Annotated in this window: 11 protein-coding genes; 3 read left to right on the plus strand and 8 right to left on the minus strand. The window is 38.5% G+C overall.

The window, feature by feature from the left end:
- Positions 1-238: 238 nt before the first annotated feature.
- The 5 genes from H7254_RS06225 to H7254_RS06245 form a co-directional block, all read right to left on the minus strand.
- Positions 239-1,159: a hypothetical protein gene (locus tag H7254_RS06225; RefSeq protein WP_301932150.1), complete on the minus strand. Its 921-nt coding sequence runs from the start codon at positions 1,157-1,159 to the stop codon at positions 239-241.
- Between the two features lie 143 nt (positions 1,160-1,302).
- A complete protein-coding gene (def, locus tag H7254_RS06230; RefSeq protein ID WP_301932151.1) occupies positions 1,303-1,881 on the minus strand; it encodes a peptide deformylase in 579 nt (192 codons plus the stop codon).
- A gap of 142 nt (positions 1,882-2,023) precedes the next feature.
- Positions 2,024-2,437, minus strand: coding sequence for a Holliday junction resolvase RuvX (ruvX, locus tag H7254_RS06235; protein ID WP_301920637.1), 414 nt, complete (start codon positions 2,435-2,437; stop codon positions 2,024-2,026).
- Positions 2,437-3,360: a UbiA-like polyprenyltransferase gene (locus H7254_RS06240; protein WP_301932152.1), complete on the minus strand. Its 924-nt coding sequence runs from the start codon at positions 3,358-3,360 to the stop codon at positions 2,437-2,439. Before H7254_RS06240 ends, ruvX begins: the two co-directional genes overlap by 1 nt.
- Before the next feature lie 62 nt (positions 3,361-3,422).
- Positions 3,423-3,944 (minus strand): RNA methyltransferase, encoded by a 522-nt coding sequence (locus H7254_RS06245; RefSeq protein WP_301932153.1) that lies wholly within the window; start codon positions 3,942-3,944, stop codon positions 3,423-3,425.
- Between the two features lie 107 nt (positions 3,945-4,051).
- Between H7254_RS06245 and mutS the strand changes: the two genes are divergently transcribed.
- The 3 genes from mutS (at position 4,052) to H7254_RS06260 (ending at position 10,195) form a co-directional block, all read left to right on the plus strand.
- Positions 4,052-6,664 (plus strand): DNA mismatch repair protein MutS, encoded by a 2,613-nt coding sequence (mutS, locus tag H7254_RS06250; RefSeq protein ID WP_301932154.1) that lies wholly within the window; start codon positions 4,052-4,054, stop codon positions 6,662-6,664.
- Positions 6,665-6,938: 274 nt separating this feature from the next.
- Entirely contained in the window at positions 6,939-8,942 is a 2,004-nt protein-coding gene (locus tag H7254_RS06255) for a gliding motility-associated C-terminal domain-containing protein (protein ID WP_301932155.1), read from the plus strand.
- A gap of 206 nt (positions 8,943-9,148) precedes the next feature.
- Entirely contained in the window at positions 9,149-10,195 is a 1,047-nt protein-coding gene (locus tag H7254_RS06260; protein ID WP_301932156.1) for a tryptophan 2,3-dioxygenase, read from the plus strand.
- 31 nt (positions 10,196-10,226) lie between these two features.
- On the opposite strand, the gene H7254_RS06265 is transcribed toward H7254_RS06260, so the two are convergent.
- The 3 genes from H7254_RS06265 to H7254_RS06275 all read right to left on the minus strand — a co-directional run.
- Positions 10,227-11,162 (minus strand): HTTM domain-containing protein, encoded by a 936-nt coding sequence (locus H7254_RS06265; RefSeq protein ID WP_301932157.1) that lies wholly within the window; start codon positions 11,160-11,162, stop codon positions 10,227-10,229.
- Complete coding sequence (locus H7254_RS06270; protein WP_301932158.1) at positions 11,162-11,815, minus strand: hypothetical protein; 654 nt, start codon at positions 11,813-11,815, stop codon at positions 11,162-11,164. The genes H7254_RS06265 and H7254_RS06270 overlap by 1 nt, the downstream gene beginning before the upstream one ends.
- 103 nt (positions 11,816-11,918) lie before the next feature.
- Positions 11,919-12,489: cysteine desulfurase family protein (locus H7254_RS06275; RefSeq protein ID WP_301932159.1), on the minus strand; the 571-nt coding region annotated here is incomplete at its 5' end.

The following is a 12,489-nucleotide window of genomic DNA, read 5'->3' on the forward strand; positions in this document are numbered from 1 at the left end:
ATTTTTAAAAAAATTACTACCGTTAATTTTTTTAAAGTGCTACAAATGCGTCATTTAATTGCACTGTACTGCCTGGTACAACCTGCTGTTCATACTATTAATTTAAACGGGATTTGTATCTTTACCTGCATGCTTTACCTTAACAACCATCAAGGTATTATTTTCAATAAGCTGCCTGTGGCATTTTTTATAATTTATGGTTAAGGATGCAATCATGAAGAAAGAAGCTTTACCACACTCATCTAAAATCAAACAGTGTGGCAGTAAATACACCTCTTTCCCTTTTTTTAAAAATGGCTTTCCAATTACCGGTATACCGTATTAATGCAGGCACCAGGTAAATTCCCGCATGTGTCATCTGCACTTCCATTTGCACTTTAAAATCATATACCCCGGCATCATAACTCAGGCTATAATTACGGGCAACTACTTCAAAGGTTTTATCGTCAAACCAGGTTGTCATTTCATCAACCACCACTTTGTTTTCTTTCCCCTTTTTAACTTTTTGTTTAAAAATATAACAATTCGTTTTATTGTACTCATCCATATCCACACTCATGTCGTATACTTCAGCCATATCATCATCATAAATAGAAGTTTTATTTGAAATAAACGGAATGCCGCTTATTTTTTTTCCGGGATTAAAAAACAATATTTTCAACTGTTCTTTATGCTTTTCTAAACCGCTTTTACCCGCTATATTAAAAGTTTCTCCGGCTACAATATTATCTTCTCCGCATACGGATCCTTTGGTAAAAAATAGTGAAGCGTACATTTGGGCAGTGTAATAGTTGTATTGATTATCTGCGGTATAAAAATCGCCTGTACTCTGCTGCTCCAGTACTTCCATGCGCCTGCAGCCACTGTCTCTTATTTGTTTGATTTTACTGTAAAGCGATGCCTGACTATTACCATCTTTATTAAGCATCCTTATATCATTTATAGAAACATAATTCAGTATGCGCAGGTTGCGAAATGCTTTATAAAATGTAGTATCGTTTTTTATACGGTCTATAAAAGCAGGTACATTCAGTTTATTATTTACGACTACTTCAGAAAGAGTAATAATTTTTTTGCCAACCAACAATGCACTATCCTGCGCCAGGCTGCTGCTGGCTGATAACAAACAAAAAAAAACAGGTAGTATCTTTTTAATCATACCTGCAAATTATTACAATTGCAGTAAATACTTACTTGTTACTGTCCGTTGTTTAGATAGCCACCCAAATCTTACCATCCAATGACTTCAAATAAGCAACTTGCTGCTTAAACTCTTGTAAACGATTTTTTTTAAGGATGATTTTATTTAGGAAAAACCATGCGGTAATCCACCTGAACTTTTCCTCTGGAAATATCATCCAGCTTTCTTTTTAATAAAGTTCTTTTAAGTGGTTTGATATAGTCAATAAAAAGTTTGCCTTCAATATGGTCGTATTCATGTAATATCACTCTTGCCGTAATTCCATTGAAAGTAGCAGTATGTTCGGCAAAATTTTCATCCACAAAATTAAGGGTAACAGATTCTTTACGATTTACATCTTCCCTTATTTTTGGTATGCTAAGGCAACCTTCCGTATAAGCCCATTCTTCACCATTTAATGCGGTGATATGGGCGTTAATAAACACGCCTTTAAAGCCAGGTTCATCGGGGTAATCTTCATTATCCTCCTCATCCATATTTTTAAAAATCTGTTCGCTGTCAATTACAAATAAACGAATACCTTTATTCACCTGAGGGGCAGCAATACCCACGCCATTGCTGGCAGACATGGTTTCCCACATATCTGCAATTAGTTTTTCAAGGTCGGGATAATCCTCCTTGATGTCAACGCAAACTTTTCTTAAAACCGGTGAACCGTAAGCCACGATTGGTAAAATCATATATTATTTTGTAAGGAGTATTAATTCTGTTCCATTTTCTAACATCATCAAAAATTATTAAAGTAACAGCCGGATAATCCAACTTTCCTTAAAAGTACGCTTGCTGCGCTTCTTCAATCTTGTAAAATTACAATTATTTATTTTATTGAATACTTTGCAAATACTCCTGTAGTATAATGGTGGCGGCTATTATATCCACATTACCTTTTATTTGCCGGTCTTTTTTTTTCATACCCATCTGCAGCATGGCATCTTTTGCCATTTTGGAAGTGTAGCGTTCATCTACGGTTTTAAGGGGTATTTGCGGAAAAGATTTTTGCAATTTTTTGATGGCCGCTTCTGCCAGCGGTGTTCCATGGGTATCACTATCATCCCAGTTTTTAGGAAGGCCAATGATGATGAGTTCTACAGCTTCCGTTAAAAAATATTTTTTCAGGTAAGGAATAAGTTCTTTGGACTCAATGGTACTGAGACCGGTTGCAATGATCTGTAGTGGATCAGTTACTGCAAGTCCGGTTCTTTTTCCACCATAGTCTATTGCCAGTATTCTAGCCATTAAAAAATATTATACGGGTGGTTATGCAAAAAAATATCCAGCAAAACAAAAACAGAAAACACTACCGATGCAATACCATTGGCCGTCATAAAAGCAATGTTAACCTTGCTAAGATCGTTTGCCTTCACAATGGAATGCTGGTAAATGAGCATACCGGTAAATACAGCAATACCAATCCAGTACCACCAGCCAAAATGCCCGTAAACTCCGGCAAACACCACGCAGGACGCAGATAAAACATGTAATATTTCGGATACCTTTAATGCTTTGGCTTTACCCAACCACGCTGGCATGGAATATAATTTTTGCGATTGGTCAAACTCAACATCCTGCAGAGCATAAATAATATCAAAACCACTTACCCAAAAAATAACCGCAAAAGAAAACAGAATGGGTAAAAAAGCAAACGCACCGGTAACAGCAAGGTAAGCGCCTATTGGGGCAAGGCTTAAACCAATCCCCAATACTAAATGACAAAGTGGTGTAAAGCGTTTGGTATAACTGTAAAACAGGATGACAAACAAAGCTACCGGAGCCAATAAAAAGCATATCCGGTTAATAAAATACGTAGCGGCAATAAATAGTAAACAATTAATGATCACAAAACGCAATGCACTTTCTTTTGAGATGATACCCGTAGGAATTTCACGAATGGCAGTGCGTGGATTTTTTGCATCAAAATTTCTATCCAAAAAACGGTTAAAGGCCATGGCAGCGCTTCTTGCGAAGATCATACAAAGAACTACGAGCATAAATAATTTAAAATAATTCAATATAGCAGAACCTACAAAGGTATGCCAGCCTGTACTTCCCGGAAATTCATATCTGTAAACTCCCAAAAAAAATCCAATAATCGCAAAGGGCATTGCAAATATGGTATGACTAAATTTAACCAGGCTCAAATATTTTTTTACACTACTCATTCAATAATTTATTGATATTAGATTTATTATTTTCCTTACTTTTCTACTTCACGTCCGTTGGGTTAGCCTCGTACTAATTCCCACAGTACAACACCTGCTGCGGTAGCAATATTCAGCGAATGTTTCATACCAGCCTGGGGTATTTCAATACAACCTGCGCACTGCTTAATAGTGCTTTGTTCAACACCAGTTACTTCGTTGCCAAAAATTACAGCCACTTTATCGCCTGTTTTATAATCTACTTTATTCAATAAGGTACTTCCTTCTGCCTGCTCCACTGCATATACCGTATATCCCAATTCGTGCAATTCGTGTATTGCCAAATTCGTGTTTTTAAAATGTTTCCATGCAACAGTATCTTCGGCTCCCAGAGCTGTTTTTTTAATTTCCTTGTGTGGAGGAGTGCAGGTATAGCCACAAATATAAATGGCTTCCAGTAAAAATGCATCGGCCGTTCTAAAAACACTTCCCACATTATAAGCACTGCGTATATTTTCAAGCACCACAATTACCGGAATTTTTTTCGATTGTTTAAACTCCGCTACCGTCAACCGGTTTAGTTCGTCCATACTCAGTTTTCTCATTCAAAAAAATTATCTGCAAAAGTAATTCACATTCAGCATAAACATTGTCACAAACTAAGTAAAACCCTATTTTTGCCCCGTCCACAAAACTTAAACTGTAAGCAAATATGGCCAAGGCCACCGCGGAAACGCCACTTATGCAGCAACACAATGCCATCAAGGCCCGATACCCTGATGCGATTCTGTTGTTTAGAGTGGGTGATTTTTATGAAACCTTTGGCCAGGATGCCGTAACAGCTTCTGCCGTATTGGGTATTACTTTAACCAAGCGAAATAATGGCGATGCCAATTCATCCCAACTGGCTGGTTTTCCGCATCATGCGCTGGATACTTATTTACATAAACTGGTAAAGGCGGGCTACCGGGTAGCTATCTGCGATCAACTGGAAGATCCAAAACTGGCAAAAGGCATTGTAAAACGTGGCGTTACAGAGCTGGTAACACCCGGTGTAGCCACCAGCGATAAATTACTGGAGCACAACAGCAACAATTTTTTAGCCGCCTTACATTTTGAAGAAAATAAAACAGGCATTGCCTTTTTAGATATCAGCACTGGTGAATTTTTTATTGCAGAAGGTGATAAAGAATATGCCGACAAATTATTGCAGAGCCTTAAACCGGCCGAAGTAATCTTTCAGCGCAACCGGCAAAAATATTTTAAGGAATATTTTGGCACTAAATTTTTTACCTACGCCCTGGATGAATGGGTATTTGCCGAAGCCTACTGCCAGGAAAGTTTATTAAAACATTTTGGCACCCACAGCCTGAAAGGTTTTGGTATTGAAGGCATGCAGGAAGGTATTATTGCCGCCGGAGCCATCCTGCATTATTTAAAAGATACGGAACATCCTAACCTTGGCCACATAACTTCTGTACAACGCATTGACCGGGAAGAGCATTTGTGGATGGACCGTTTTACCATCCGTAATTTAGAGTTATTTGGCGGTGCCGATGGCAGCAATACCTTATTAAAAGTGCTTGACAATACCGTTTCGCCCATGGGTGCACGAATGCTGAAAAGATGGATGGTACTACCTTTGAATGATCTATCTAGAATTAAGGAGCGGCTGAATACGGTGGAATTTTTTATTAAAGAAACCGACATACGAAATAAAATTACCCAACATATAAAGCAGGCCGGCGATGTAGAAAGACTCGTAAGCAAAGTACCTTTAAAAAAAGTAAACCCCAGGGAAGTGCTGCAGATTGCCAAAGGCCTGCAACAGGTTGCTGCTATTAAAACTATTTGTACCACACTTACCAATACTTACCTGCAACGTTTAGGCGATTCGTTAAACCCGTGCAAATATATTGTTGACAAAATTCTGCAGCAGATCAGTGAAAACCCTCCTGCACTGGCTTCCAAGGGAGGCATGATTGCAAAAGGCATTGATGAAGAACTGGATGCATTAAGAAAAATCAGCAGTGGTGGTAAAGAATATCTGGTAGAACTGCAGCAGAAAGAAGCGCTCGCCACCGGCATCTCTTCTTTAAAAATAAGTTTCAATAATGTTTTCGGTTATTACCTGGAAGTAACCAACCTGCACAAGACCAAAGTGCCTGAAACCTGGATACGCAAGCAAACACTGGCCAATGCAGAGCGGTACATAACACCCGAATTGAAAGAGTACGAGGAAAAAATAGTTGGTGCAGAAGATAAAATTTTATTGATAGAAATGCAGCTCTTCGAAAAACTACTGAATGATTTACAGGATTATATTGCACCTATGCAGGTGAATGGGAAGGTTATGGCCACCATGGATTGCTTAACCTGTTTTGCCGGCAATGCCCTGCAGTTTAACTATACCAAACCCCTGCTAAACGATGGTTTTGTATTAGATATTAAAGGTAGCAGGCATCCGGTTATAGAAAGACACTTACCAGTTGGCGATAGTTACATTGACAATGATATTTTATTGGATCCGGCAACCCAACAAATCATCATTTTAACAGGGCCAAATATGAGTGGTAAAAGTGCTATCCTGCGGCAAACAGCGCTCATCACACTGATGGCACATATGGGCAGTTTTGTACCCGCAAGAGATGCGCATATTCCTTTGACAGATAAAATATTTACCCGGGTGGGTGCCAGTGACAACCTGAGTGGTGGCGAAAGTACCTTCATGGTTGAGATGAATGAAACAGCCAGCATTATCAACAACATCACGAGCCGCAGCCTTATTTTATTAGATGAAATTGGAAGAGGCACTTCTACCTACGATGGCATTTCTATTGCCTGGAGCATTGTAGAATACCTGCATAAAAGCATTCACCAACCTAAAACATTATTTGCCACCCATTACCATGAACTGAATGAGCTGGAAAACAAATTACCGGGCGTAAAAAATTATCATGTTACTAATAAAGAAGTGGGTAACAAAATTATTTTTCTTCGCAAACTGGCACCAGGCGGCAGCATACATAGTTTTGGCATACATGTGGCACGCATGGCTGGCATGCCGCCGCAATTGATAGACAGGGCCAACGAAATTTTATTACAACTGGAAAAAAGCAGGAATAGCGGTGAAGAAAATCAAGATTCCAATCTTCAGCAAACCGTTAAAAATTTAAACAACCCGAAAGTGCAACTCAGTATTTTTGATGTACACTCCGTTACTTTTGAAGAGATCCGTTTACTGCTAAATGCAGTAGACATTAACCGGTTAACTCCTGTAGAAGCCTTGCTGAAATTACAGGAAATAAAAGCCCGCATAAAATAAAGGTATTCTATGCGATAGCTTCTTCTAAACAAATTTTATTGTGCTGTAATTTTATGGCATTTTTACAATCAGGTATTACGCAATGCTGCAGTTAGTAGAGATTATAAAACGAGCCAGGGAAAAATAATGCTAAAATTTATTGATGGCCAGTATATTATTTGATACCACAAAAGATATTGCCCCCGCAAAGAAGATTTTAACCAGATGGTTATTGAATTTAGCAAGCAGCATAACAGCTATTTAAAACATCCTTTGTTTAACTTTAACGGAATTTATGATGAGATATATTTTAGTGTTAATTATTGCAGCTTGTTTGCTTTCAATAAATGTAAATGCACAAACATGTAATAACCTGGGACAAAATCCGGGTACAGCATTTCCTGTTTGCGGTACCGATATTTTTACACAGGGATCTGTTCCGGTATGTGGTGGCAAAACTGTTCCGGGTCCATGCCCCAATGATGTTTTAACTGATATTAATCCCTATTGGTATAAGTTTACCTGTTTTTCTGCTGGCACTTTAAGTTTTCTAATTTCACCTAAAAACGGAGGGGATGATTATGACTGGCAATTGTTTGATGTTACCAATAAAAATCCGGCAGATCTTTACACGGATGTAAGCATGTTTGTTGCCTGCGACTGGAGCGGAGAGCCGGGTAATACCGGTGCCGATGCAACTGGAACTTCTCTTCAACGATGCGGAGGACTCGGAGTACCCCTCTTTAGCAGCATGCCAACATTGATTCAAGGCCATCATTATATTTTGCTAATAAGTCATTTTGCAGGAGATTCCCAGAGCGGATATACGCTAACCTTTGGTGGCGGCACCACCAGCATTACCGATCCGCTTGATCCCCATTTACTGGCGGCCAGGGCTGCGTGTGACGGTACAGCAATTTCTATAAAGCTGAATAAAAAAATGAAATGCAGCAGCCTAAATGCAGATGGCAGTGATTTTATTCTTCTTCCTGCCATTGCAAACATTGTTACTGCTGCCGGGGTGGGCTGTTCTACCAGCTTTGACATGGATTCTGTTGTGTTAAAATTAAGCAGCCCGCTGCCACCAGGCAATTATAATATCACCGTAAAAACAACCGAAAATTTGCTGGACAACTGTGATAAGATGTTGCCCTCCAGCGACACTTTACATTTTACAGTTTATCCATTGATCCCAACTCCTTTTGACAGTATCGCAAGAGTTGGCTGTGCGCCCAAGGTATTGCGCCTTGTTTTCAGAGACCCAATGAAATGCAGTTCCATCGCAGCGGATGGAAGCGATTTTGCTATTACAGGAACAAGTGTTGTTAAGATTGATAGTGCTGCCGGAATTTGTGATGCCAACGGATTGACAAATATTATTGAAGTAAAATTAACTGCACCAATACAACAGGCTGGGAGCTATAAAATACAACTGATAACGGGCTCTGACCGAAACACCATTATTAATGAATGTGGCAAAGAAACTGCACCAGGAGCTTCCTTATCTTTTACCACAAAAGATACAGTGTCTGCCCTATTTAGTACCCACATTAAATATGGATGCGATACAGATACTATTTTGTACTCCCATGATGGAAGAAACGGCGTGAACAACTGGACGTGGATTTTTGACAGCTCTACCAACAGTACTGAACAACACAATACCCTTACCTATAGTATATTTGGACAAAAGAATGCAGCATTAATTGTAAGCAACGGAACCTGCAGCAACACTGCCACTATTACCCTGTTTTTGAACAATGCCCTGCAGGCAATGTTTGAGTCTACACCTGTGGTTTGCCCGGGTGATCCCGGCATTTTTATTGATAAAAGCAGTGGCACATTAAACAATGGATGGACATGGAATTTTGGCAATGGAAATATAAGCACATTACAGTCGCCACCCCATCAATTTTATCCGTCTTCTAATTCTATTCATGATGTTGCAGTGCAATTGATTGTAAGCAACAGCATTGGTTGTAAAGATACTGTCACTCACACCATTACCGTAGCGGGCAACTGCTATATTGCAGTACCAAAAGCATTTTCACCCAATGGCGATGGATTGAATGATTACCTGTATCCAACCAATGCGTACAAAGCAACAAACCTTATTTTCAGGGTGTACAACCGGGTAGGGCAACAACTGTTTGAAACTAAAGACTGGACGAATAAATGGGATGGAACATTTAAGGGAAATCCTCAGGACCCTGGCACTTATGTTTGGGTATTAAACTATACAAATATTGATACAGGGAAAAGGATAGAGTTAAAAGGCGCTACTGTGTTGATCAGATAATTAATAATTAGTGATTAATAATTAATAATTGACAGTTGTCAGCAAGCTTCTGATAGTTACTTTTAGTGCTGAGTGCTTGCCTGGTTTGTTTATTTTAATTCGAATAATTAGTGCACGTATTTCGCGTAATTAGTGTTTAAAATTCGTATAATTAATTCTTTATAATTCCTGTAATCAGCGTTTTAAATTAAAGTAATTCCATCTAAATGCAACCACCAACCATTCATTATGCAGACTATCTGCAATTAGATAAAATATTAAACGCACAGCAACCGGAAAGCAGCAAGCCCGGCCACCAACCTGCACATGATGAAATGCTGTTTATCATTATACACCAAACATATGAATTGTGGTTTAAGCAAATGCTGTTTGAAACGGATGCTGTGCTTGATACGATGCGTAAACCTGCACTCAATGATAATTCTGCCGAATTGCAAACGGCGGTACACCGGCTGAAAAGAATAGCGGCCATTTTAAAAGTGCTGGTACAGCAGATAGATATTATTGAAACAATGACGCCGATGGATTTTCTTGATTTCAGAGATATGCTACGGCCTGCATCGGGCTTTCAAAGCTGGCAGTTTAAAATACTGGAAGCAAAGCTGGGCCTGCGTTTTGAGCAAAGGCATGGAAAAGAATATTACACTTCCCAATTAAGGCCTGCCGAAATTGTTCTTATTAAAGAAGCAGAAAATACAACGTCGGTAATTACCTTGCTAAATACCTGGCTGGAGCGCATGCCTTTTATAACAGACCCTTATTTGTGGATCAATTACCAACCGGTTGCAGCAGGCAATCAACCACCTGAATTTTTTAAAGACTATGCCTATATTTATAAAAATAGTCTTGCAGAAGGAGAAAAAAATAACAGTGTGTTTTTTGACCAGGTATTTTTTGACGAGCCAATAAATACCCATCGGCAGCTAACGGCAAAAGCTTGCCGCAACGCTTTATTTATTATGCTTTACCGTGGTTATCCTATGTTGGAGTTACCCTTTCAATTACTGGAAACTTTACTGGAAATTGATAACCAGCTCGGCAACTGGCGGCATCGGCATATCAACATGGTGCAAAGGATGATTGGTACCCGTATTGGCACAGGCGGCAGTACCGGCGCAGGTTACCTGAAAGGTGCCCTGGATACGCATTCTATTTTTAAAGAAATTGCCCAGTTAAACAGCTTTTTAACAGACAGAAAAAAATTGCCGCTGTTACCCGGCGAACTGACTGCAAAGCTGGGCTATAGTTTTTAACCACTGCCAACATTGTTGACAAAACACAAAATTAAGAGGAAGAAATTTGTATATTTTCTTCTAGGCCGTTTTTATTACCTTTTAAAAAAGCATTTACTTTTCTTTCGATATTTATCCATTGATGGTTTGGTAAAAAAAGCCCGTAAGTGAGAATAAACACTACTTCAAAACCATATATCATCAAAAAGATATAAATGAAGGCATGAAACAGTATTCCCGCTATCAGTAAAGATTTTCTACACTTTTTCTTCCAGATCAATATTGGAAAAACCAACTCAAAAAGAATGGTTGCATAGTTGAAAAAATAATCTATCCATTTGTACTGAACAAGATATTTATTAAAAGGGGTGCCCGTAAATCTTTCTATTGACATTGCATAATAAGTGCCTTCGCCCTGCAGCCATACCGGATCAATTAGTTTTGCAATGCCTGCAGAAAAATAAGCCATACAAAGGTGTAACATGATAGACAATGCTGCCAGGTTACTAATTAAATTAAGTATTTTTTGCAGAACATGGTCTTTCTTTTTTTCTTTAAATAAAATAAGAAACTGGTAAGAATCAGCAAAAATAAGATAGAATAGAATTATTCTTGCGAAGGCATCTCCCCCATTTACAATTGACATGTTCATTTTCTGCAGCAGGTAAAGAATTATAAAAAGTAACAATGCGCTAAAATTTCGCCCAATACCAAGCAGGTTCGCAAACAGAACAATTATATACGCTGTTATGAACAAGGTATAATGACTTTTTACAAACGCAAAATCGTCACCAGGCAAACGGTTGATGAAATTATTTTTAGCCACTACAAAACCCGATTGGCCGTATAAAACATCCAGACTACTCCAGTTAATAGCCAGTTCTTTCAGCAACCAGCAGCAAATAGCCACTCTTAAAAAGGCAAGATAAAAAGATTTATAATTTTCTTTTTGCAACAATACTGTGTAATAGGTTATTTGCTGTTGCATCAGGTATTTAAAGGTGTGTAAGGTGTTTCAAAAACAAGGGTTTCCTTTTGCAAAAAATTGCTATCTGTCATCTTTTTAAAGGGCCTGATTTGTTTTTCAGTAATCATTATTTTTACTTCTTTATCAGCGGCATCTAATTTTTTTTGCTGCAATATTATCCTGCAGTAATTAATTAAAGTATTCCGGTAAGCACTATACGCTTGTCTTCCTTCAACCGCTGCAATTGCGTTAACTATGTATAAAGAATCTGACATACCGGGCACGTCAACAACCGGCTTTTTTTTATTGGACCATACGATTAACTTGATATTCCACACGGTATTGTTAACCAGGTGATCAATGATATTTTCTTTTTGATTAAATGGAGCATGTGCTTGTTTTTGAAGGGCAATATTTTCGAGCACTTCGATGGTGTCTGGTTTTTCATGACCGTTAATTATTCGTACAATAAAATATAACCGGTCATTACAAGTATTTGGTGGTGTAAATAATGTCCACCCAATACCAAAAGTATTTTTAAAACGAGGGCTGTGCTGGCTTATTATTTGCTTAACACTGTTAGAAGGCATTATCAGAATAAAAATAATTAACCAGTATACTAAAAAAGCAGCGATACACAGGTAGGATAGTATTTTGTAAACTGGTTTTTTCATGCCGGATGAATAAATTTTTTTACTTCTTACTTTAATTATAAGCATTCAAACATTAACAGAAACCTATTTATACAAAACATGCTTGCTAAACAAACGTAGATAGTTACAACATTTCCAGTAGCCCAGCCACTACAGTATCCACTTCTGCCCTAGTGTTATTTTTACAAAAACTGAATCGCACTGTAACCTGGTTGGGATTATTATTAACAGCCCTGATTACATGACTGCCCTGTTCAACCCCACTGGCACAGGCGCTGCCACCGCTGGCACAAATATTATGAATGTCCATATTAAAGAGCAACATTTCTGATTTTTCCGTTTTAGGAAGATTTACACTCAGCAGGGTATACAAACTTTTTCCAAAAAAATCGCCGTTAAATCCAACACCCGGGATATTTTTTTTCAATACATCGTGCATGTATTTTTTGATGCTTCCGATATAAGTACTGTCTTCATTAAAGGATGCCGTTGCCAGTTCCAGCGCTTTTGCAAACCCAACAATACCATAAATATTTTCGGTACCGGCACGCATATTACGTTCCTGACCTCCGCCAAGCAACAAGGGCTTTATCCGTACATTTTCGTTGATGTATAAAATACCCACACCTTTGGGACCATGAAATTTATGTGCAGCGCCCGTAATAAAATGTACCGGAGTATTTCGAAGATCAAAG

The sequence above is a fragment of the Ferruginibacter sp. genome (assembly GCF_014377975.1).
Taxonomy (GTDB): domain Bacteria; phylum Bacteroidota; class Bacteroidia; order Chitinophagales; family Chitinophagaceae; genus Ferruginibacter.